The 20,776-nt window shown below is 68.8% G+C and carries 23 protein-coding genes; 22 read left to right on the top strand and 1 reads right to left on the bottom strand.

Features of this window, described 5'->3' with window-relative positions:
* Positions 1 to 104: 104 nt before the first annotated feature.
* Positions 105 to 713, bottom strand: coding sequence for an OmpW/AlkL family protein (locus tag D6860_RS11150; protein ID WP_076625481.1), 609 nt, complete (start codon positions 711 to 713; stop codon positions 105 to 107).
* Positions 714 to 869: 156 nt separating this feature from the next.
* On the opposite strand from D6860_RS11150, the gene D6860_RS11145 reads away from it, so the two are divergent.
* The 22 genes from D6860_RS11145 to nuoG all read left to right on the top strand — a co-directional run bounded on the left by D6860_RS11145 (position 870) and on the right by nuoG (position 20,775).
* On the top strand, positions 870 to 1,166 hold the full coding sequence (locus D6860_RS11145; protein WP_128549239.1) for a hypothetical protein: 297 nt from the start codon (positions 870 to 872) through the stop codon (positions 1,164 to 1,166).
* Positions 1,163 to 2,755: an AMP-binding protein gene (locus D6860_RS11140; protein WP_229743244.1), complete on the top strand. Its 1,593-nt coding sequence runs from the start codon at positions 1,163 to 1,165 to the stop codon at positions 2,753 to 2,755. The genes D6860_RS11145 and D6860_RS11140 overlap by 4 nt, the downstream gene beginning before the upstream one ends.
* Positions 2,756 to 2,843: 88 nt before the next feature.
* Positions 2,844 to 4,448 carry a carboxyl transferase domain-containing protein gene (locus tag D6860_RS11135; protein WP_076625102.1) on the top strand — a complete coding sequence of 535 codons (1,605 nt, stop codon included), beginning with the start codon at positions 2,844 to 2,846 and terminating at the stop codon, positions 4,446 to 4,448.
* Between the two features lie 21 nt (positions 4,449 to 4,469).
* Positions 4,470 to 4,889: an ASCH domain-containing protein gene (locus tag D6860_RS11130; protein ID WP_076625101.1), complete on the top strand. Its 420-nt coding sequence runs from the start codon at positions 4,470 to 4,472 to the stop codon at positions 4,887 to 4,889.
* A 99-nt stretch (positions 4,890 to 4,988) separates the two neighbouring features.
* Complete coding sequence (locus tag D6860_RS11125) at positions 4,989 to 6,941, top strand: acetyl/propionyl/methylcrotonyl-CoA carboxylase subunit alpha (RefSeq protein ID WP_076625100.1); 1,953 nt, start codon at positions 4,989 to 4,991, stop codon at positions 6,939 to 6,941.
* Positions 6,938 to 7,603 carry a glutathione S-transferase family protein gene (locus D6860_RS11120; RefSeq protein ID WP_076625099.1) on the top strand — a complete coding sequence of 222 codons (666 nt, stop codon included), beginning with the start codon at positions 6,938 to 6,940 and terminating at the stop codon, positions 7,601 to 7,603. Before D6860_RS11125 ends, D6860_RS11120 begins: the two co-directional genes overlap by 4 nt.
* A 113-nt stretch (positions 7,604 to 7,716) precedes the next feature.
* The gene (locus D6860_RS11115) at positions 7,717 to 8,568 is read left to right on the top strand and encodes a hydroxymethylglutaryl-CoA lyase (RefSeq protein ID WP_076625098.1); all 852 of its coding nucleotides are present in this window, start codon (positions 7,717 to 7,719) and stop codon (positions 8,566 to 8,568) included.
* Positions 8,569 to 8,707: 139 nt separating this feature from the next.
* On the top strand, positions 8,708 to 9,484 hold the full coding sequence (locus tag D6860_RS11110) for a crotonase/enoyl-CoA hydratase family protein (protein ID WP_076625097.1): 777 nt from the start codon (positions 8,708 to 8,710) through the stop codon (positions 9,482 to 9,484).
* A gap of 200 nt (positions 9,485 to 9,684) precedes the next feature.
* Positions 9,685 to 10,053: an NADH dehydrogenase gene (locus D6860_RS11105; protein WP_076625096.1), complete on the top strand. Its 369-nt coding sequence runs from the start codon at positions 9,685 to 9,687 to the stop codon at positions 10,051 to 10,053.
* A gap of 235 nt (positions 10,054 to 10,288) precedes the next feature.
* Positions 10,289 to 10,654 (top strand): NADH-quinone oxidoreductase subunit A, encoded by a 366-nt coding sequence (locus D6860_RS11100; protein WP_076625095.1) that lies wholly within the window; start codon positions 10,289 to 10,291, stop codon positions 10,652 to 10,654.
* Positions 10,645 to 11,178 (top strand): NuoB/complex I 20 kDa subunit family protein, encoded by a 534-nt coding sequence (locus D6860_RS11095; RefSeq protein WP_179949476.1) that lies wholly within the window; start codon positions 10,645 to 10,647, stop codon positions 11,176 to 11,178. Before D6860_RS11100 ends, D6860_RS11095 begins: the two co-directional genes overlap by 10 nt.
* A 16-nt stretch (positions 11,179 to 11,194) precedes the next feature.
* Positions 11,195 to 11,800 carry an NADH-quinone oxidoreductase subunit C gene (locus D6860_RS11090; protein WP_017468979.1) on the top strand — a complete coding sequence of 202 codons (606 nt, stop codon included), beginning with the start codon at positions 11,195 to 11,197 and terminating at the stop codon, positions 11,798 to 11,800.
* 72 nt (positions 11,801 to 11,872) lie between these two features.
* On the top strand, positions 11,873 to 13,102 hold the full coding sequence (locus tag D6860_RS11085; RefSeq protein WP_179949496.1) for an NADH-quinone oxidoreductase subunit D: 1,230 nt from the start codon (positions 11,873 to 11,875) through the stop codon (positions 13,100 to 13,102).
* Between the two features lie 91 nt (positions 13,103 to 13,193).
* Positions 13,194 to 13,550: a hypothetical protein gene (locus D6860_RS11080; protein ID WP_076625479.1), complete on the top strand. Its 357-nt coding sequence runs from the start codon at positions 13,194 to 13,196 to the stop codon at positions 13,548 to 13,550.
* 95 nt (positions 13,551 to 13,645) lie between these two features.
* Positions 13,646 to 14,815, top strand: a complete 1,170-nt coding sequence (locus tag D6860_RS11075) for an NADH-quinone oxidoreductase subunit E (protein WP_076625092.1) — start codon at positions 13,646 to 13,648, stop codon at positions 14,813 to 14,815.
* A 47-nt stretch (positions 14,816 to 14,862) separates the two neighbouring features.
* Positions 14,863 to 15,627: an endonuclease gene (locus tag D6860_RS11070; protein ID WP_076625091.1), complete on the top strand. Its 765-nt coding sequence runs from the start codon at positions 14,863 to 14,865 to the stop codon at positions 15,625 to 15,627.
* A gap of 133 nt (positions 15,628 to 15,760) precedes the next feature.
* Entirely contained in the window at positions 15,761 to 15,979 is a 219-nt protein-coding gene (locus D6860_RS11065; protein WP_017468887.1) for a DUF5337 domain-containing protein, read from the top strand.
* A gap of 4 nt (positions 15,980 to 15,983) precedes the next feature.
* Positions 15,984 to 17,279, top strand: coding sequence for an NADH-quinone oxidoreductase subunit NuoF (nuoF, locus tag D6860_RS11060; RefSeq protein ID WP_076625090.1), 1,296 nt, complete (start codon positions 15,984 to 15,986; stop codon positions 17,277 to 17,279).
* Positions 17,276 to 17,752, top strand: a complete 477-nt coding sequence (locus tag D6860_RS11055; protein WP_229743245.1) for a DUF5333 family protein — start codon at positions 17,276 to 17,278, stop codon at positions 17,750 to 17,752. The genes nuoF and D6860_RS11055 overlap by 4 nt, the downstream gene beginning before the upstream one ends.
* A gap of 17 nt (positions 17,753 to 17,769) precedes the next feature.
* The gene (locus tag D6860_RS11050) at positions 17,770 to 18,123 is read left to right on the top strand and encodes a hypothetical protein (protein ID WP_076625477.1); all 354 of its coding nucleotides are present in this window, start codon (positions 17,770 to 17,772) and stop codon (positions 18,121 to 18,123) included.
* A 128-nt stretch (positions 18,124 to 18,251) separates the two neighbouring features.
* Positions 18,252 to 18,665: a DUF5333 domain-containing protein gene (locus D6860_RS11045; RefSeq protein WP_083697909.1), complete on the top strand. Its 414-nt coding sequence runs from the start codon at positions 18,252 to 18,254 to the stop codon at positions 18,663 to 18,665.
* An 88-nt stretch (positions 18,666 to 18,753) separates the two neighbouring features.
* Positions 18,754 to 20,775 carry an NADH-quinone oxidoreductase subunit NuoG gene (gene nuoG, locus D6860_RS11040; protein WP_076625089.1) on the top strand — a complete coding sequence of 674 codons (2,022 nt, stop codon included), beginning with the start codon at positions 18,754 to 18,756 and terminating at the stop codon, positions 20,773 to 20,775.
* Position 20,776 lies beyond the last annotated feature (1 nt).

The raw sequence follows: 20,776 nt of genomic DNA, 5'->3' as shown, positions 1-20,776 counted from the left end.
CGATGCAGCTCGTCGGGCCATGCGCGCAGCCGGTTGTTGCTGCGCCAGACGCAAAAAGGGGGCACGCGACGGTGCCCCCCGACACGATCCGCTTTGCGGGCGGTTCAGAACTTCAGGATGTAGGACACGCCGAACACCCAGGGGTCGACCTCGACCGTGCCGATGTCCGAGCCGTTGAGGTCGACGTCGAGGTCGATGTCCATGTAGCGCGCATCGACCCGCAGGGCGCTGCGCTCGTTCAGGGCGTAGTCGACGCCGAGATGGCCGGCGAGCCCCCAGCTGTCCTTGACGTCGAGACCCGAGATCTGCTGGTCTTCGAGGTCGAGAACGGTGGTATAGTTCACCCCGATGCCGGCAAAGGGCGTCCAGGCGGTGCCGGTGGGCACGTGGTAGTTCAGCGTCACGGTGGGCGGCAGGTGCTTCACCTTGACCACGTCGCCGCCGTTCAGCGCGACCTGGTGGGTGAAGGGGGTCGCGGCCAGCACCTCGATACCGAAGTTGTCGGCGAAGAAATACTCGAAGGTCAGCGACAGCTGGGTATCGTTGTCGACATCGACATCGAACGCGCCGCTCGCGAGCGAGCCGTTGTCATCGGCGGGATTGACCGTCGCAATGCCGAAACCGAGGGTCATGTCTCCCTTCGACTGGGCCATGGCGCCGGTCGCGGTGAGGGCCACGAGGGCCACTGCGGAGAGGAGTGTCGTCTTGTTCATCTTGTTCCCTTTCCAGGTCGCGCGTGCCGCCATTTGGCGCGTCTGCCCCGGGTGCGGGTTGATCTGAATCAAGCCGTGGTTTCAGGCGGTTGTGGTGTTGCAGATGGATCATATGCGTAGTCCTGTGCGCATCTTTGAGCGACCCCGGGCCGGGGCGTGACCGGGCGTGTCGCGATGGTTCTGCCGCTCGTGGCGCTTGCGGCCCTGCTGGCGGTTCTGGCCCTGCGTAACGGCCGGGAGGCAGCGGAGCTGACGGAGACGGACGTGATCGCGCTCTATGCCGAGCGCTACGCCGACGAGGGCGGTGCGCGCGGCGATTGCGTCGGGCGGCCGGGCGAGGGGGCGGTCTGGGTCGTGGTGACCTGCGACGGTGCGCCCGGGCGCATACGCTACGAGGCAGACCGGCTCGGAGGGCTGGTCGCCCGCAAGGAGGAGAGAGGGCCCGAGACATGATGCTCGACATGACACCAACGGCGGCGCGGCGGATGCTGCGCGATGGCCGCGATCACGCGGCGCTGCGGGACGGGTTCCGCTGGCCGGTGCCCGCGCGGCTGAACATGGCGGAGCAGGCCTGCGACGCCTGGGCGGCTGAGTACCCCGACCGGCCCGCCATCCTGGACATGCGCAGCGGCACGCTCGAGGTGGTGACCTACGGCGCGCTGCAGGCGCTGTCGCGGCGGGTCGAGGCATGGCTGCGCGCGCAGGGCGTGACCCGGGGCGACAGGGTGGGCGTGCTGCTGTCGCAGTCGCCGCTCTGCGCGGCGTCGCATGTGGCGGCGTGGCGGATGGGCGCGATTTCGGTGCCGCTGTTCAAGCTCTTCAAGCACGACGCGCTGGCCTCGCGGCTCGGCGACAGCGGCGCGCGGGTGGTGGTGACCGACGCGGAGGGCGTCGAGATGCTTGCGCCCTTCGGGCTCGAGACCGTGACCGAGGCGGGGCTGCCCGCCGATGGGGCGGTCGAGGCCGCCGCCGACACCGGCCCCGAGGACCCTGCGGTGATCATCTACACCAGCGGAACGACCGGCACCCCCAAGGGCGCGCTGCACGGACACCGGGTGCTGACCGGCCACCTCCCGGGGGTCGAGATGAGCCACGACCTGCTCGGGCAGGAGGGCGACGTGCTCTGGACTCCGGCGGACTGGGCCTGGATCGGCGGCCTTTTCGACGTGCTGATGCCGGGGCTTGCGCTCGGCGTGCCGGTGGTGGCGGCGCGGATGCCGCGTTTCGATGTCGACAACTGCCTGAAGATCTGCCGGGATGCCTCTGTCCGAAATGTCTTTTTCCCGCCTACGGCGCTGCGGATGCTGAAGGCCGAGGGCGCCGGGCTGCCGGGGCTGCGCTCGGTCGCCTCGGGCGGCGAGCCGCTGGGCGCCGAGATGCTCGCCTGGGGCCGAGAAGCCTTTGGCGTCGAGATCAACGAGTTCTACGGCCAGACCGAGTGCAACATGGTCGCGAGCTCCTGCGCGGCGCTTTTCCCGGCGCGTCCTGGCTGTATCGGGAAACCCGCGCCGGGTTTCGAGGTCGCGGTGATCGACGCCGAGGGCCGCGAGACCGACGGAGAGGGCGACGTGGCGGTGCGCCGGGGCGCGGGCTCGATGCTGCTGGAATACTGGCAGCGCCCGGATGAGACCGCGGCGAAGTTCCGGGGCGACTGGCTGGTCACCGGCGACCGCGGCACCTGGGAGGACGGCTACCTGCGCTTCGTGGGTCGCGAGGATGACGTCATCACCTCGGCCGGCTACCGCATCGGCCCCGCCGAGATCGAGGACTGTCTGCTCACCCACCCGGGTGTCGCGACGGTGGGCGTGGTCGGCAAGCCCGACCCGCTGCGCACCGAGATCGTCAAGGCCTACGTGGTCCGCAAGACGGGCAGCGCAGCCTCTGCCGAGGAGCTTCAGAAATGGGTCAAGGAAAGGCTCGCAGGATATTCGTATCCAAGGGAAATCGCCTTCGTGGAGGCGCTGCCGATGACGGTGACCGGCAAGGTGATCCGCAAGGAGCTGAAGGCCCGCGCGGCGGCGGAATGCGAGGTCGCGACATGAGGGCCACCCCGACGGGCGCGGCGCCGCTGCCGCGCCCCCACAAGCAATCGAATACGACCGGGCGACCGGTGCGACCGGAGGTCATGCGATGAAGCTGCAGTCCCAGATCATTCCCGGCTCGGAGGATTTCGAGGCCAACCGCAGGGCGCACCAGGACGCGCTGAAGGTGGTGCGCGAAGCCGCCGAGGCCGCCGCCGCCGGTGGCGGTGCCAAGTCCCGCGACCGGCACCTGTCGCGGGGCAAGATGCTCCCGCGCGAACGGGTGGCGAACCTGCTCGATCCGGGCTCGCCGTTTCTCGAGATCGGCGCCACGGCAGCGCACGGCATGTATGACGGCGCCGCCCCCGCGGCGGGGGTCATCGCCGGCATCGGCCGGGTGCAGGGGCGCGAGGTCATGGTGGTGTGCAACGATGCCACCGTGAAGGGCGGCACCTACTACCCGATGAGCGTCAAGAAGCACCTGCGCGCGCAGGAGATCGCCGAGGAGAACGGCCTGCCCTGCGTCTACCTCGTGGACAGTGGCGGCGCCAACCTGCCCAACCAGGACGAGGTCTTTCCCGACCGCGACCACTTCGGCCGGATCTTCTACAACCAGGCGCGCATGAGCGCCAAGGGGATCGCCCAGATCGCCGTGGTGATGGGGTCGTGCACGGCGGGCGGCGCCTACGTGCCGGCGATGTCGGACGTGACCATCATCGTGAAGGAGCAGGGCACGATCTTCCTTGCCGGACCGCCGCTGGTGAAGGCGGCCACGGGCGAGGTGGTGAGCGCCGAGGATCTCGGCGGCGGCGACGTGCACACGCGGCTGTCTGGGGTGGCCGATTACCTTGCCGAGGACGACGCGCACGCGCTGGCGCTGGCGCGCCGCGCGGTGGGCTCGCTTGGACCGCTGGGCGGCAAGGCCTCGGGGCGCGAGACGCCCGAGGCGCCGGCCTACGACCCTGACGAGCTCTTCGGCGTGGTGCCTGCCGACCTGCGCACGCCCTATGACATTCGCGAGGTGATCGCGCGCGTGGTCGACGGCTCGCGTTTCGACGAGTTCAAGCCGCGCTACGGCGAGACGCTGGTCACCGGCTTTGCCCATGTCGACGGCTGGCCCGTGGGGATCGTCGCCAACAACGGCGTGCTGTTCTCGGAGGCCGCGCAGAAGGGCGCGCATTTCGTCGAGCTGTGCTCGCAGCGCAAGATCCCGCTGGTGTTCCTGCAGAATATCACCGGCTTCATGGTCGGCCGCAAGTACGAGAACGAGGGCATTGCCCGGCACGGCGCCAAGATGGTGACGGCGGTGGCGACGACCTCGGTGCCGAAGATCACCATGCTGGTCGGCGGCTCCTTCGGGGCCGGCAACTACGGCATGGCGGGGCGGGCCTACCAGCCGCGCTTCCTCTGGACCTGGCCGAACAGCCGGATCTCGGTCATGGGCGGCGAGCAGGCGGCGGGTGTGCTCGCGACCGTGAAGCGCGACGCCATCGAGCGGGGGGGCGACAGCTGGACCGAGGAAGAGGAGGCGGCCTTCAAGCGGCCGACCATCGAGATGTTCGAACGCCAGTCGCATCCGCTCTACGCCTCGGCGCGCCTCTGGGACGATGGCATCGTCGATCCGCGCAAGACCCGCGAGGTGCTGGCGCTGTCGCTGTCGGCGGCGCTGAACGCGCCTATCGAGGAGACCCGCTTTGGCGTGTTCCGGATGTGATCATGGCGTCGAGGCGGGGCGATGACCGCGGCGCTGCAGGCGGCGCTGGCCCGCTGGCCGGGGGCGCAGAGCTACCGGCCCGGGGATTCGGCCGAGCTCAACGCGGAGATCCTTGCGCTGATGCGGTCGGGGCGGAAGCGGGCGAGCTGCGAGGCCTGGGCGGTGTTCGACGAGGGCCAAGAGGCGCTGCCCGTGGTGGGGTGCGTGGACATCGTGCTCGACTGGGGCGGTGCGCCTGCGCTGGCGACGCGGACGCTCGAGGTGCTGCGGGTGCCGTTTGCGGAGATGACCAAGGAGATGGCGGCGGAGCAGGGCGAGTTCACCGATCTCGCCCACTGGCGGCGCGGCTACGAGGCGTATCTCACCCGCTCGGGGCGGTTCGCGCCGGACGTGGCGATGATGCTGGAGCGCTTCGAGGTGGTGGAGGATCTGGCGCGATGACGGATGTTGCATGGGGGCTGCTGCCCCCCGCGCGCCAGGGCGCGCTCGCCCCGGAGTTTTCCGGGCAAGATGAAGAGACTGGGACCGAGGAGGTCGGAGATGTTTGACACGGTGCTGATTGCCAACCGGGGCGAGATCGCCTGCCGGGTGACGGAGACGGCGCGGGCCATGGGACTGCGCTGCATCGCGGTCCATTCCGAGGCCGACGCGGGGGCGAAACATGTGGCGATGGCTGACGAGGCGGTCTGCATCGGGGGCGCGGCGCCCTCCGAGAGCTACCTGCGCGGCGACCGCATCATCGAGGCCGCGCTTGAGACCGGCGCAGGGGCGATCCACCCGGGCTACGGCTTCCTGTCGGAGAACCCCGATTTCGTCGAGGCGGTTGAGGCGGCGGGGCTGGTCTTCGTCGGTCCGCCGGCCTCCGCGATCCGGGCGATGGGGCTGAAGGACGCGGCCAAGCGGCTGATGGCGGAGGCCGGCGTTCCCGTGGTGCCGGGCTACCACGGCGACCGGCAGGAACCGGCGTTCCTTGCCGGCGAGGCCGAGGCCATCGGCTACCCGGTGCTGATCAAGGCGGTCGCCGGCGGCGGCGGCAAGGGGATGCGGCTGGTCGAGCGGCCGGAGGATTTCGCCGAGGCGCTGAAGAGCGCGCAGTCGGAGGCGCGCGGCGCCTTCGGCAACCCCGCAGTGCTCATCGAGAAATTCGTGCAGAAGCCGCGCCACATCGAGGTGCAGGTCTTTGGCGACGGCACCCGGGCGGTGCATCTCTTCGAGCGGGATTGCTCGTTGCAGCGGCGCCACCAGAAGGTGATCGAGGAGGCGCCCGCGCCGGGCATGACCGACGAGATGCGGCAGGCGATGGGGGCGGCGGCGGTGCGCGCGGCCGAGGCCATCGGCTACAGCGGCGCCGGCACGGTGGAGTTCATCGTCGACGGCAGCCGGGGACTGCGGCCGGACGGCTTCTGGTTCATGGAGATGAACACGCGGCTGCAGGTGGAGCATCCGGTGACCGAGGCGATCACCGGTGTCGACCTGGTGGAATGGCAGCTGCGGGTGGCGGCGGGCGAGCCGCTACCGGCGGCGCAGGCGGACCTGACGATCACCGGCCATGCCTTCGAGGCACGGCTCTATGCCGAGGACGTGCCGGCGGGTTTCCTGCCGGCGACGGGGCGGCTGGGGCATCTGGCCTTTCCGCCGGGGCTGCGCTCGGACAGCGGGGTGCGCGCCGGCGACGTGATCTCGCCGCATTACGACCCGATGATCGCGAAGCTGATCGTGCACGGGGCCACGCGCGAGATCGCGCTGCGCCGGCTTGCGCGCGGGCTCGAGGAGACGCAGGTGGCCGGCACGGTCACAAACCTCGCGTTTCTCGGCGCGCTGGCCCGGCACGACGGGTTCGCGGCCGGCGAGGTCGACACGGGGCTCATCGCCCGGGATCTCGACGCGCTGACCGAGGTGCCGGAGCTGCCCCCGCGCGCGGTGGCGCAGGCGGCGCTGGTGGCGGCGGGGCTCGTCGGGGAAGCCGGGGCGCAGACCGGCTTCGCCCTGTGGGCGCCGCTGTCCCGGACGTTGCTGCTCACCGAGGGCGACGACATCCATTCGGTGGTGTTGCGGGCAGACGGCCCGGATCGCGCGACGCTGGTCGTGGCCGGGACCGAAGTCGCGGCCGAGCGCATCGACGGCGCCTGGCGTTTCGACGGCCATCCGGCGGTGCCGATGGTGCAACAGGGGCGCGAGATCACGCTCTTCGGTCGGGTCGGGCGCAGCTTCCGCGTGACCGACCCGCTGGAGGGGGCCGCGGCCGCCGGCGCGGGCAGCGACGTGATCGAGGCGCCGATGCCGGGCAAGGTCGTCTCGGTGATGGCCGAGGCGGGGCAGGCCGTGAGCGCCGGCGACCGGCTCGCGGTGCTCGAGGCGATGAAGATGGAGCACACGCTCACCGCCGCTCGTGACGGCGTGGTCGCCGAGGTGCTGGTGCAGGCCGGGGCCCAGGTCGAGGCGGGGGCGCCGCTCATCCGGCTGGAAGAGGATGCAGGGGAGACGGCGGCATGATCCGGCTGCACCATGTGCCGGAGTCGCGCTCGATGCGGGTGCTCTGGCTGCTCCACGAACTGGACGTGCCATTCGAGCTGGTGCTGCGGCCTTTCGACAAGTCGCTGCGGTCACCGGACTACCTGAGCCTGTCACCGGCGGGTCGGGTGCCGGCGCTGGAGATCGAGGGCGAGCGGATGTTCGAGAGCCTCGCGATGATGGAGTATCTCTGCGAGTGCTACCCCGACGCCGGGTTGGGGCGCGCACCCGGGGCGCCGGACCGCATGGGCTGGCTGAGCTGGCTGCATTTCGCCGAGACCATCAGCCAGCATGCGGCGGCGCTGACGCAACAGCACATCATGCTGCGCGAGGATCACATGCGGTCGCCGATCATCATGCAACTCGAGGCGAAGCGGCTGGAGAAATGCTACGCGGCGCTCGAGGCGCGGCTTTCGGCCCCCGTGGAGCGGCGGGATTACGTGCTGACCTCGGGTTTCACGGCCTGTGACATCGCGCTGGGGCAGGCGGTCTACATGGCGCGGCATTTCGCCCGGATCGAGGCGTTCCCGGAGGTGTCCGCCTGGTACGATCGGATCACCGAACGCCCGGGGTTCCGGCGGAGCCTGCCGGACGCGGACGAGCGGCTCTACGCCCGCGACTTCTACGCCCCGTGGGAGGCGTGATCCGGCGGCGCGCGCCTGTGGCGGACGGCTCGGGTGGGCGCCGGTGGTAAGGGCGGTGTGCCGGGGGCGGCGTGGCGCGGGTGTGCGGCAGAGCGGAAAGGAGCGGTTAGGATATGAGCGAACGGGTCGAGATCTTCGAGGTGGGTCCGCGCGACGGCCTGCAGAACGAAGCACGGCAGATCCCGGTGGCGGAGAAGATCGCGTTGGTCGATTGCCTTGGCCGCGCGGGCTTCCGGCGCATCGAGTGCGCGAGCTTCGTGAGCCCGAAGTGGGTTCCGCAGATGGCAGACTCGGGCGACGTGCTGGCCGGGATCACCCGGGTGCCCGGCGTCTCGTATGCGGCGCTCACGCCCAACATGAAGGGCTTCGAGGCGGCAATGGCGGCGGGCGCCGACGAGGTGGCGATCTTCGGCTCGGCCTCGGAGGGCTTCAGCCGCGCCAACATCAACGCCAGCATCGCCGAGAGCCTCGAGCGCTTCCGCCCCGTGGCCGAGGCCGCGACGGCGCGCGGGGTGCCGGTCAGGGGGTATGTTTCCTGCGTGGTCGAATGCCCCTACGACGGCGCGGTTGCGCCGGAGGAGGTGGCACGGGTCGTGGGGGCCCTGCGAGAGATGGGCTGCTACGAGATCTCGCTTGGCGACACCATCGGGCGGGGCACACCGGAGGCGGTGGACGCGATGCTTGCGGCGGTGCTGGGCGCCGTGCCGGCTGCGCGGCTCGCGGGCCATTTCCACGACACCGCCGGGCGGGCGCTCGAGAACATCGAGGTGGCGCTTGAGCGCGGGCTTCGGGTCTTCGACGCGGCGGTGGGCGGCCTGGGCGGATGCCCCTATGCCCCCGGCGCGGCCGGCAACGTGGCGACCGAGGCGGTGGCGGCGCGGCTCGAGGTGCTCGGATACGAAACCGGGCTCGACATGGCGGTTCTCGAGGAGGCCGCCGCGTTGGCCCGGGCGATGCGCGGGTGAGCGTGCGGCCGGTGCCGGGGCGGGACGCGGACTGCGCAGGGGAATGCGTGCCTGCGGCCGGGGATATGTTGCGGCCTCAGAAGGTTGTGCCGTCCCGCCATGCGGCGGAGCGGATCGAGGAATGAACGGAGGGATGAGCATGGAGCTGATCGAGGTGGCGCGCGACGCGCGCGGGGTGGCGACGCTGCGGCTGGCGCGGGCGGAGAAGCACAACGCGCTGTCGGCGCAGATGATGACCGAGCTCGAGGCAGCGGCCAGGGCGCTGGCCGAAGACGATGACGTCCGGGTCGTGGTGCTGGCCGCCGACGGGCCGACCTTCTGCGCGGGCGGAGATCTTGCCTGGATGCGCGAGCAGTTCGGCATGGACGCGGAGACGCGCAAGCGCGAGTCGCGGCGCATCGCCACCGCGCTCGATGCGCTGGCCGCGCTGCCGCAGCCGCTCATCGGGCGGGTGCAGGGCAACGCCTTCGGCGGCGGTCTGGGGCTGATCGCGGTCTGCGACGTGGTAATCGGCGTGACCGGTCTGAAGCTCGGCTTTACCGAGACCCGGCTGGGGCTAATCCCGGCGAACATCGGGCCCTACGTCATCGCCCGCATGGGGGCGGCGCGGGCGCGGCGGGTCTTCATGTCGGCGCGGATCTTCGACGCCGAGGAGGCGGTGAGGCTCGACCTTCTGGCGCGCGCCGTGGCGCCGGAAGAGCTTGACGACGCGGTCGAGGCGGAGGTGCGGCCCTATCTCTCCTGTGCGCCCCTCGCCGTGCGCGAGGCCAAGGCACTGCTGAACACGCTGGCCGGGACGGTCACGCCGGCGCAGGTGGACCTCTCGATCGACGCGCTCGCAGACCGCTGGGAAAGCGACGAGGCGCGCGATGGGATCGCGGCCTTCTTCGAGAAGCGCAAGGCGCCCTGGGTCTGAGTGAGCCGGCCCGGACATGGGGGACAGCCCGGGCCGGACCGCCGGGCGATCTGCCGGTGAACAGGGACTGCCGGCAGGCGGGACGACCACGGCTGCGCCCAGCCGGTCGAGGCCTGCTGGCACAGATGCCGCGTCACCGTGGCGCGATTGTTCCGCGCGCGGCAGGGCAGTAGGCTCGACGTGGCGCAACGAGGGCCGGCATGACCATCCAGATCGCACATCTCCATGCGACGCTCTGCCTTGGCATCGTCTTCTTCCATCTGGCGCTGATCTTCGGGGCGCCTTGGGGGAACTGGGCTCTGGTCGGCCACTCGGACGGCGCGCTGTCCGCCGGCGCGCGCATGGCGGCGGCGCTTTCGGTGCCGGTGCTGCTTTTAATGGCACTTGCCATCGTTTCGGCCGCGGGCTTTCCGCTGGGCTGGCCCCGGTGGACCGGATGGGCCGCGCTCGCGGGGCAGGGCGCCTCGGCCGGGGTGAGTCTGTTCGCGCGCTCAACCGCCGAACGCCGTCTCTGGGGGCCGCTGGGCCTCGTGATGACGGCGATGGCGCTCGTGGTGATGACGGGCTGAGCAGCGGGCTTTCGTGCGACGGTATGCAAACGTCGACGAAAAAAATGCCGAATTGTCAGGCAGTCACCGTTCATTTCCCGACAAGCTGTTCAAAATTCACCAGTTTTGCCGCTGCTGAATATCCCGTGAGCTTGTTGACCCCGTCCCGTGCTGGCGATAAGTCACGGAGAGCAAGGCAACATCGCCAAGGTCTCCGCGCCGGTCGGACGGCGCGCCTCGCTAAAGGAGCCAGCAAGTGGAAGAGATGCTGCGGGAGTACCTCCCGATCCTCGTATTCCTTGCCGTAGCCATCGCGCTCGGTGCCATTCTCATCCTCGCTGCCGTCGTCCTCGCCGTGCGCCATCCCGACCCCGAAAAGGTCTCGGCCTACGAATGCGGTTTCAACGCCTTCGATGACGCAAGGATGAAATTCGACGTCCGGTTCTACCTGGTGTCGATCCTCTTCATCATCTTCGATCTCGAGATCGCCTTCCTGTTCCCCTGGGCCACCGCCTTCAAGGACGTGAGCATGGTCGGGTTCTGGTCGATGATGGTGTTCCTGGCGGTGCTGACCATCGGCTTTGCCTACGAATGGAAGAAAGGGGCGCTGGAATGGGAGTGATGACCGGGGCGAACACCGCCGGAGGTGACCGCGAGGTCGCGACCCAGGCGCTGAACCGCGAACTCAGCGACAAGGGGTTCCTGCTGACCTCGGTCGACGATGTCATCAACTGGGCGCGCACCGGCTCGCTGCACTGGATGACCTTCGGTCTGGCCTGTTGCGCGATCGAGATGATGCAGTCCTCGATGCCGCGTTACGACCTCGAGCGCTTCGGCACCGCGCCGCGCGCTTCGCCGCGCCAGTCGGACCTGATGATCGTCGCGGGCACGCTGACCAACAAGATGGCTCCGGCCCTGCGCAAGGTCTACGACCAGATGCCCGAGCCGCGTTACGTGATCTCGATGGGCTCCTGCGCAAATGGCGGTGGCTATTACCACTACAGCTATTCCGTGGTGCGCGGCTGCGACCGCGTCGTGCCGGTCGACATCTACGTTCCGGGGTGCCCGCCGACGGCAGAGGCGCTGCTTTACGGCCTGATGGCCCTGCAGAAAAAGATCCGCCGCACCGGCACGATCGTGCGCTGAGGCGGGGAGGAAACAGATGACGCAAGCACTCGACGAACTCGGCGGTCACCTCGAGCTCAAGCGGCCGGACTGCGTGCTCGGCTGGACCGTGACCTTCGGCGAACTGACCATCGACGTGGCGCCCGCGAACCTTCCCGGATTCGTGGAATTCCTCAAGACCGACCCGTCCTGCCGGTTCTCGACCCTCGTGGACATCACGGCGGTCGACTACCCGGAGCGGCCCAAGCGCTTCGACATGGTCTACCACTTCCTGTCGATGTATCAGAACCACCGCATCCGGCTGCGCCTCGCGGTGCGCGAGGACGAGGTCGTGCCGTCGATCACCTCGATCCATCCCTCGGCCAACTGGTTCGAGCGCGAGGTCTTCGACATGTTCGGCATCGTCTTCTCGGGCCACCCGGACCTGCGGCGCATCCTGACCGACTACGGCTTCCGCGGCCATCCGCTGCGCAAGGACTTCCCGACCACGGGCTATGTCGAGGTGCGCTACGACGAAGAGCTCAAGCGCGTCGTCTACGAGCCGGTGAACCTCGTGCAGGAATATCGGCAGTTCGATTTCATGTCGCCCTGGGAAGGCGCAGACTACATTCTTCCCGGCGACGAGAAGGCGGAGACGAAATGAGCCGCCAGCCCACAGATGCCGTGATTTTCCGCGTGGAGAATTTCGGCCCCGCGAGACAGGAGGTCTGAGATGATGGACGGCTCCAAATTCGACGACGGTAGCGTGGACGCGCTCTCCGGCGAGCAGAAGATCCGCAACTTCAACATCAACTTCGGCCCGCAGCACCCTGCGGCGCACGGCGTGCTGCGCCTCGTGCTGGAGCTCGACGGCGAGATCGTCGAGCGTTGCGACCCGCACATCGGCCTGCTGCACCGCGGCACCGAGAAGCTGATGGAAAGCCGCACCTACCTGCAGAACCTGCCGTATTTCGACCGGCTCGACTACGTCGGCACGATGAACCAGGAACACGCCTGGTGTCTTGCGATCGAGAAGCTTACCGGCACCGAGGTGCCGCGCCGCGCGCAGCTGATCCGCGTGCTCTATTGCGAGATCGGCCGCATCCTGAACCACCTGCTGAACGTGACCACGCAGGCCATGGACGTCGGCGCCCTGACGCCGCCGCTCTGGGGGTTCGAGGAGCGCGAGAAGCTGATGACCTTCTACGAGCGCGCCTGCGGGGCGCGCCTGCACGCGGCCTACTTCCGCCCCGGTGGCGTTCACCAGGACCTGCCGCCGGCGCTGATCGACGATCTCCTCACCTGGTGCGAAGAGTTCCCCGCGCGGCTCAAGGACATCGACGACCTGCTGACCGAGAACCGGATCTTCAAGCAGCGGAACGCCGACATCGGCATCGTGTCCGAGGAAGAGATCCAGATGCACGGTTACTCCGGCATCATGGTGCGCGGCTCGGGCTTCGCATGGGACCTGCGCCGCGCGCAGCCCTACGAATGCTACGACGAGTTCGAATTCCAGATCCCCGTCGGCAAGAACGGCGACTGCTATGACCGCTACCTCGTCCGCATGGCCGAGATGCGCGAGAGCGTAAAGATCATGGTGCAGGCGCTCGAGAAGCTGAAGATGCCCGAGAACCAGGGCGACGTGCTGGCACGCGGGAAGCTGACGGCGCCGAAGCGGTCCGAGATGAAGACCTCGATGGAGGCGCTCATCCACCACTTCAAGCTCTACACCGAGGGTTTCCACGTTCCGGCGGGCGAGGTCTACGCCGCCGTCGAGGCGCCCAAGGGCGAGTTCGGCGTCTACCTCGTGTCCGACGGCACCAACAAGCCCTACCGGGCAAAGCTGCGGGCGCCGGGCTTCCTGCACCTGCAGTCGATGGACCATGTCTGCAAGAACCACCAGCTTGCCGACGTGGCGGCCATCCTCGGCTCGCTCGACATCGTGTTCGGCGAGGTCGACCGCTGAGGCGGCTCTGAAACATGCGGCGTGTGGCGCAGGGGCGCCGCGTGCCGACCGGCGCCCGCGCCGCAACAAGGAAAAGCATTTGGGGACCGTGATGCTCAAGAAAAGCCTGGCGCTTCTGCCGTTCATCGCAACCGCCGGCTGCCTGGCGATTCCGCCGCAGGGCACCGACGACGCCGATCTCGCGGCATTCGACGAGGCCGTGACCTCGGTCGGGTGTTCGCTCGAGCGCGAGTCCGATTACCTGCCGGTCGAGCTGCAGACCGGTCTGGATCGCCCGACGATCCAGAAGATCGCGCAGTATCGCATCAACGCCGGGGACGGCATCAGCACCGAGACGGGCGGCTTCCGGCTGACCTCCGGCGCCTGCGATCCCGCGGCGACCACGCCCGCCGCGGCGCCCGAGACCGACATCGTCGCCGAGACCGACACTGCCGACAGCGCGGGCTGACCGGCCCGCCGGGGCGGAGCCGTCCCTATGACACGGGCCGAGAGGCCCCCGCGCCCGGCGCGGACCCGACAACATAAACAGAGGCCATCCGACTGATGCTTCGCCGTCTTCATCCCGAACAGCCCGAGAGCTTCGCTTTCACCCCTGCCAATCTGGAATGGGCCGAAGCGCAGCTGACCAAATATCCCGAAGGCCGCCAGGCAAGCGCGGTGATCCCGCTGCTGTGGCGCGCCCAGGAGCAGGAAGGCTGGCTGTCGCGGCCGGCGATCGAGACGGTCGCCGAGATGCTCGATCTCGCCTATATCCGCGTGCTCGAGGTCGCGACCTTCTACTTCATGTTCCAGCTCAAGCCGGTGGGTTCGGTCGCGCATATCCAGATCTGTGGCACCACCACCTGCATGATCTGCGGTGCCGAGGACCTGATGGCGGTCTGCAAGGAAAAGATCGCGCCCAAGGCCCACATGGTCTCGGACGACGGCAAGTTCTCCTGGGAAGAGGTCGAGTGCCTCGGCGCCTGCGCCAACGCGCCGATGGCCCAGATCGGCAAGGATTACTACGAGGATCTGACCGCCGATCGTCTCGGCGAGATCATCGACGAACTGGCCGCCGGCAAGGTGCCGCAGCCCGGCTCGCAGACCGGCCGTTATTCCTCGGAACCGGCGGGTGGCCCGGTGGTGCTGACCGCGCATGTCGAGGGCCGGCCCGAGCACAACGCCTCGGTCGCGCTCGCGGTCGAGCTTCAGGACACGATCAAGCGGATCGACGGCTCCGAGGTGCCACTGCGCACGCCGTGGCATGACCGGTCGGATGAAAAGGGTGATGTGACCCCCGACACCCACGCTCCGAAGCTCTCGGAAGGGGCGACGGCAGGCGAGACCGGCGTCGACAAGCGCGAAGCCCCGGTGGAACCCTCGGGCAAGGTCGAGTCTCCGGTCGAAGACGCCACGACCGAGGCACGGGCCGCAGAAGACGCAACCGTCGGCACGAAGCCCGCGCTGCTCGACGCTCCGCGCGAGGGCGGGGCGGACGATCTCAAGATGCTCAAGGGCGTGGGGCCGAAGCTCGAGGAAACCTGCCACGAGCTCGGGATCTTCCACTACGATCAGATTGCCAACTGGAGCGCAGAGGAGGTCGCCTGGGTCGATGACAACCTGCAAGGGTTCAAGGGCCGGGTGACGCGCGACAACTGGGTGGAGCAGGCCAGGAAGCTGGCCGCCGGGGGCGAGCCGGATGACTCGTCGGAGAACGCGGGAGGCGCCGAATGACGAGGACGGATCCCTCCTGCACCTGTTGCTGAGGGGGGACTAAGGGGATGACGGACACGGTGATGGACGGAGCCTGCAAGCGCAACTGCTGGATCGGGGCCGGTGTGGTCGGGCTGGTCGTGGCATTGTTCGCGCTTGGAGCACACAAGGGGATCGTCGCGGCGATCCTGCTGGGTGTCCTGACGGCGGCGCTGCTTGGCGCGCTGCTGGTCTGGATGGTCTGCGCCCCGGTTCCGAAACTTGCGCCGCGCAAGCCGTCCGCCCCGGAGGCCGCACCGTCCTCGAACGCCGCTGCCGCTGCACCCCTGGCACAAGCCGCGCCCGAGCCCGCCGCCGAAGCCTCCGCGCCGAAGACGGCAGATGAGGTCGCGCCGGACAGCGCACCGGCGCCCGAAACCGGCGAAAGCGCATCGGTGGTGAAGCCGTCGAAGCCGCTGCCGGGCGAGGCCGATCTCGACAGCCGCAAGGGCAGCTGGCGATACGAGCCCGACGCGACGACGGGCGATGACACGGTCGAGGCCGAGGGCAGCAAGCCCGAGGCCCTCTCGGCCCCCCGCGAGGGCGGCGCCGACGACCTGAAGGAAATCAAGGGCGTGGGCCCGAAGCTGGAGACGCTGCTGCACGAGCATGGCATCTTCCACTTCGAGCAGATCGCCGGCTGGGGCGCCGAGGAGGTGGCCTGGATGGATGCCAACCTGCAGGGCTTCCGGGGCCGCGTGTCCCGCGACGACTGGGTCGGGCAGGCAAAGATTCTGGCGGCGGGTAGCGAGACCGAGTTCTCGCAGCGCGTCGACGACGGCGAGGTCTACTGAGACCTCGACAGCACAAGCGCTCCGGGCGGCTGGCCCGTGTGGGGCAGGACGATGACAGGCAAACGGGCAGGGGCCCGACCGGTGCCGTGACAGGCGCCGTTTCTACGCCCCGGGACCCACGGAGGCCGAAGGCATGAACGACCGAGACCGCCACGACCGGCAAGGGCGCATCATCGCGCTCGTGATCGCCGGGACCGGGCTGGCCTGGGTCGCCGCCATGGCGGCGGGCAACGCGCTGGACTGGAGCCAGCGCACACGGGCTTTCTTCGACCTGGCGGCACTCGCCGGGTTCGGGACGGCGATTTGGATGATCTACGGGCTCTGGCGCGCGCGCCAGAAGGACAAGGACTGATGCGATGCTGAAGGACGAGGACCGCATTTTCACCAATCTCTACGGCATGCACGACCGCACGCTGCAGGGAGCGAAGAAGCGTGGACACTGGGACGGGACCGCCGGGCTCATCGACAAGGGCCGTGACTGGATCATCGAGGAGATGAAGGCCAGCGGGCTGCGTGGCCGTGGCGGCGCGGGCTTCCCGACGGGCCTCAAGTGGTCCTTCATGCCCAAGGAGAACGACGGCCGGCCGCACTACCTGGTCATCAACGCCGACGAATCCGAGCCCGCGACCTGCAAGGACCGCGAGATCATGCGGCACGATCCGCATACGCTGATCGAGGGTGCGCTGATCGCGTCGTTCGCGATGGGCGCGCATGCCTCCTACATCTACATCCGCGGCGAATACATCCGCGAGAAGGAAGCGCTGCAGGCCGCCATCGACGAGGCCTACGACGCCGGCATGATCGGCAAGAACGCCTGTGGCACCGGCTGGGACTTCGACCTCTACCTGCACCACGGCGCCGGCGCCTACATCTGCGGCGAGGAAACCGCGCTGATCGAGAGCCTCGAGGGCAAGAAGGGCATGCCGCGCATGAAGCCGCCGTTCCCGGCGGGCGCGGGTCTCTACGGCTGCCCGACCACGGTGAACAACGTCGAATCCATCGCGGTGGTACCGACGATCCTGCGCCGTGGCGCCAGCTGGTTCTCGGGCTTCGGGCGCAAGAACAACTCGGGCACCAAGCTCATGGGCCTCACCGGCCACGTGAACACGCCCTGCGTCTTCGAAGAGGAAATGTCGCTCTCGGTGCGCGAGATCATCGAGAAGCACGGTGGCGGCATCCGCGGCGGCTGGGACAATCTCAAGGCGATCATCCCCGGCGGTGCGTCCTGCCCGATCCTGCCGAAGGCCAGCCTCGAGGACGCGATCTTCGACTTCGACTGGATGCGCGAGAACAAGTCGAGCTTCGGCACCGGCTGCATGATCGTGATGGACAACTCCACCGACGTGATCAAGGCGGTCTGGCGCCTGTCGAGCTTCTTCAAGCACGAGAGCTGCGGCCAGTGCACTCCGTGCCGCGAGGGCACCGGCTGGATGATGCGCGTGCTGCAGCGTCTCGCCACCGGCGAGGCCGAGGTCGAGGAAATCGACATGCTGCTCGACGTGACCAAGCAGGTCGAGGGCCACACCATCTGCGCGCTTGGCGACGCGGCGGCCTGGCCGATCCAGGGTCTCATCCGGCACTTCCGCGAAGAGATCGAGGACCGCATCAAGGCCAAGAAGACTGGCCGCATGGGCGCGATGGCGGCCGAGTGATCGTGGCGCGGGCGGCAACATATCCCCTGATGCGCGGCGGCGCGCTGGTGGCCTGCGTTCTGCTGGCGGCCTGCGGCGCGCCGGCGTCGAACGGCAACGGCAGCGCCCCGCAGGCTGGCCGCGCGCCGGGCGCCTCGGCGCCGCTGGCCGAGCGGTGGGAATATCGCGTTGTGACCATCGGCGTTGCCGAACGCATCGCCGATGCCTGCTACGGGCAGGGCATCTCGATGGCGCCGTCGCCCTGGACCGGCGCGGTCAACCGCGCCACCGAAGAGCTGGCGGCAGGCGGCGCCGACCGCGCCGCGCTGAACGCGGTCTATACCGCGCATGACTTCAACAACTCCAGCGCGCAGGCCGAGGCCTATCTCGCCGCACGCGGGGCGGTTCCGGGCCAGCCGGAAACCCTTTGCCCGGTGGGCGAGGCGGAAATTGCGCAGGGCTCCGACGTGGGGCAACTCCTGCAGAAACTGTGACGGAAGCGGTGGGTGACGTGAAAACAGGGATCGGCATCAGGACCATGGCGCTGCTGGCCTTCGCGGGCGCCGGCCTTGCGGGCTGCGGCATCTTTGGCGGCGACGACAACAGCTACGTCTACCAGGGCGTGACCTTCGCCGGCGACGCGAAGGCCCTGAGCGGGGACAGGGCCAGCTTCGTGTCCACCGCGGGCCCGGCCAGCGCGTCGCTCGAGGGGGCCATCGGCGGCGCCCGTTTCGAGGGCACCAAATACTGCATCGACTATCTCGGCACGTCCGACATCGCGTGGACGGTGGGGCCCGACACCCCGGCCGCGCAGATCCCGGTGCAGGACGACGAGGTGCGGCTTTCGGGGACCTGCCTCGAATGAGCGAGCGAACCGTCATATCCGGCGGTCACGATCGCGGTTATTGCATGACCGTGCATGGTCTTCCCATGTCTTCGGGAGTAGGGAGGCGCAGAACCGCGCCTCGTAACACCGCGAACGGGAGACACGCGATGCAAGGGATCAAACCGCTTCTGCTGGCCGCCATGATCGGCACCACGGCCCTGCCGGCCGCTGCAACCGCGAAGCCGCCACTGGGCGAGGTCAAGGCGGTGCACGACGGGCTGCTCGCCGTGGGAATCGCCGACGAGATCCGCAAGACCTGCGGCAACATCGGTGCGCGCATGATCGCCGCCTACAGCTTCCTCGGGGATCTGAAGGGCAAGGCGCGCGCGCTCGGCTACAGCGACGACGAGATCGAGGACTACGTGACCTCGAAGGACGAGAAGAAGAAATACCGTGCCGAGGGCGAGGCCTGGCTTCAGGCGCGCGGCGTGACGCTGGGCGAGGAAGCCGGTTACTGCCGCGTCGGGCGCGAGGAAATCGAGAGGGGCTCGCAGATCGGCGCGCTCCTGAGGGCGTGGTGATGCGGCGCGCCGCTTCGGAAATTGCCCGCACCATGTCCGGGCCGGCGCGTGAGCCGGCCGCGAGGAAATTCTGTCTGGGAAGATGCCAATGACTGACCTGCGCAAGATCATCATCGACGGAAAAGAGCTGGAGGTCGATCCGGCCATGACGCTTCTGCAGGCCTGCGAGGAGGCCGGGATCGAGGTGCCGCGGTTCTGCTACCATGAGCGCCTGTCGATCGCCGGCAACTGCCGCATGTGCCTTGTCGAAGTGGTGGGCGGTCCGCCGAAGCCCGCCGCCTCCTGCGCGATGCAGGTCAAGGACATGCGCCCGGGACCGGACGGCCAGCCGCCGGTGGTCAAGACGAACTCGCCCATGGTCAAGAAGGCCCGCGAGGGGGTGATGGAGTTCCTGCTCATCAACCACCCGCTCGACTGCCCGATCTGCGACCAGGGCGGCGAATGCGACCTGCAGGACCAGGCGATGGCCTACGGTGTCGACTTCTCGCGCTATCGCGAGCCGAAGCGTGCCGTGGACGACCTGGACCTCGGCCCGCTCGTCGGCACGCACATGACGCGCTGCATTTCCTGCACCCGCTGCGTGCGCTTCACCACCGAGGTCGCCGGCATCAGCCAGATGGGCCAGACCGGACGGGGCGAGGATGCCGAGATCACCTCGTATCTCAACGAGACGCTCGACTCGAACCTGCAGGGCAACATCATCGACCTGTGCCCGGTGGGCGCGCTGGTCTCGAAGCCCTACGCCTTCACCGCGCGTCCGTGGGAACTGACCAAGACCGAATCCATCGACGTGATGGATGCGCTCGGCTCGAACATCCGCGTCGACACCAAGGGCCGCGAAGTGATGCGCTTCCTGCCGCGCAACAACGATGGCGTGAACGAGGAATGGCTTTCCGACAAGTCGCGCTTCGTCTGGGACGGCCTGCGCCGCCAGCGTCTCGACAAGCCCTACATCCGCGAGAACGGCAAGCTGCGCCCGGCCACCTGGCCCGAGGCGCTGACCAAGGCCGCCGAGGCGATGAAGGGGGCCAAGAAGGTCGCAGGCCTCGTGGGCGATCTCGCCCCGGTGGAAGCGGCGTTCTCGCTCAAGCGCATGATCGAGGGCCTGGGCGGCGCGGTCGAGTGCCGCACGGACGGTGCCAAGCTGCCCGCCGGCAACCGGTCGGGCTATGTCGGCAACGCCTCCATCGAGGATCTCGACACCGCGAAGTTCGTGCAGCTCATCGGCACCAACCCGCGCGACGAGGCGCCGGTGCTGAACGCGCGCATCCGCAAGGCATGGCTGAACGGCGCGCATGTGGGCGTCGTCGGTGAAGCGGTCGACCTGACCTATGACTACGCCCATGTCGGCAACGACCGCGCGGCACTGCAATCTCTGCTCGACAAGGATTACGGCGACGTGCTCGATCAGCCGTCGGTGGTGATCGTGGGGCAGGGCGCGCTGCAGGAGGCCGACGGCACCGCCGTTCTGGCCGCCGCGATGAAGCTTGCCGAGGACACCCGCTCGAAGCTCATGGTGCTGCACACCGCCGCCGGCCGTGTCGGCGCGATGGACGTGAACGCGGTGACCGACGGCGGCCTCGATGCTGCCATCGACGGTGCCGACGTGGTCTACAGCCTCGGTGCGGACGAGGTCGAGATCGCCGATGGTCCCTTCGTGATCTACCAGGGCAGCCACGGCGACCGCGGCGCACATCGCGCCGACGTGATCCTGCCGGGCGCGGCCTACACCGAGGAAAACGGACTCTTCGTGAACACCGAGGGGCGGCCGCAGCTGGCGCTGCGGGCCTGCTTCCCGCCGGGCGAGGCCAAGGAGAATTGGGCGATCATGCGCGCGCTCTCGTCCGAGCTGAACGAGACGCTGCCGTGGGACAGCCTGCCGCAGCTGCGCCAGGCGCTCGTGGCCGACGTGCCGCATCTCGCGCAGGTCGACCAGGTGCCGGGCAACACGTGGTCGGCGGAGACGACCTCGAGCCTCGGCGACGCGAGCTTCCGCTACGCGATCCGCGATCACTACCTGACCAACCCGATCGCGCGCGCATCGGTGCTGATGGCCGAGCTCTCGGCCAACGCCAAGGCGCGCCGCGAACAGCCGATCGCCGCCGAGTGAT

Source organism: Salipiger sp. D13, assembly GCF_003703915.1.
Taxonomy (GTDB): domain Bacteria; phylum Pseudomonadota; class Alphaproteobacteria; order Rhodobacterales; family Rhodobacteraceae; genus Salipiger; species Salipiger profundus.
Note: the sequence above shows the minus strand (reverse complement) of the source record. Positions and strands in the feature narration are given on the sequence as shown.

Excerpts from the sequence above, each read along its gene's own strand:
- D6860_RS11150 (WP_076625481.1), bottom strand. The coding sequence starts at position 713 with ATGAACAAGACGACACTCCTCTCCGCAGTGGCCCTCGTGGCCCTCACC.
- D6860_RS11140 (WP_229743244.1), top strand. The coding sequence starts at position 1,163 with ATGATGCTCGACATGACACCAACGGCGGCGCGGCGGATGCTGCGCGAT.
- D6860_RS11135 (WP_076625102.1), top strand. The coding sequence starts at position 2,844 with ATGAAGCTGCAGTCCCAGATCATTCCCGGCTCGGAGGATTTCGAGGCC.
- D6860_RS11130 (WP_076625101.1), top strand. The coding sequence starts at position 4,470 with ATGACCGCGGCGCTGCAGGCGGCGCTGGCCCGCTGGCCGGGGGCGCAG.
- D6860_RS11125 (WP_076625100.1), top strand. The coding sequence starts at position 4,989 with ATGTTTGACACGGTGCTGATTGCCAACCGGGGCGAGATCGCCTGCCGG.
- D6860_RS11120 (WP_076625099.1), top strand. The coding sequence starts at position 6,938 with ATGATCCGGCTGCACCATGTGCCGGAGTCGCGCTCGATGCGGGTGCTC.
- D6860_RS11115 (WP_076625098.1), top strand. The coding sequence starts at position 7,717 with ATGAGCGAACGGGTCGAGATCTTCGAGGTGGGTCCGCGCGACGGCCTG.
- D6860_RS11110 (WP_076625097.1), top strand. The coding sequence starts at position 8,708 with ATGGAGCTGATCGAGGTGGCGCGCGACGCGCGCGGGGTGGCGACGCTG.
- D6860_RS11105 (WP_076625096.1), top strand. The coding sequence starts at position 9,685 with ATGACCATCCAGATCGCACATCTCCATGCGACGCTCTGCCTTGGCATC.
- D6860_RS11095 (WP_179949476.1), top strand. The coding sequence starts at position 10,645 with ATGGGAGTGATGACCGGGGCGAACACCGCCGGAGGTGACCGCGAGGTC.
- D6860_RS11090 (WP_017468979.1), top strand. The coding sequence starts at position 11,195 with ATGACGCAAGCACTCGACGAACTCGGCGGTCACCTCGAGCTCAAGCGG.
- D6860_RS11085 (WP_179949496.1), top strand. The coding sequence starts at position 11,873 with ATGGACGGCTCCAAATTCGACGACGGTAGCGTGGACGCGCTCTCCGGC.
- D6860_RS11080 (WP_076625479.1), top strand. The coding sequence starts at position 13,194 with ATGCTCAAGAAAAGCCTGGCGCTTCTGCCGTTCATCGCAACCGCCGGC.
- D6860_RS11075 (WP_076625092.1), top strand. The coding sequence starts at position 13,646 with ATGCTTCGCCGTCTTCATCCCGAACAGCCCGAGAGCTTCGCTTTCACC.
- D6860_RS11070 (WP_076625091.1), top strand. The coding sequence starts at position 14,863 with ATGACGGACACGGTGATGGACGGAGCCTGCAAGCGCAACTGCTGGATC.
- D6860_RS11065 (WP_017468887.1), top strand. The coding sequence starts at position 15,761 with ATGAACGACCGAGACCGCCACGACCGGCAAGGGCGCATCATCGCGCTC.
- nuoF (WP_076625090.1), top strand. The coding sequence starts at position 15,984 with ATGCTGAAGGACGAGGACCGCATTTTCACCAATCTCTACGGCATGCAC.
- D6860_RS11045 (WP_083697909.1), top strand. The coding sequence starts at position 18,252 with ATGCAAGGGATCAAACCGCTTCTGCTGGCCGCCATGATCGGCACCACG.
- nuoG (WP_076625089.1), top strand. The coding sequence starts at position 18,754 with ATGACTGACCTGCGCAAGATCATCATCGACGGAAAAGAGCTGGAGGTC.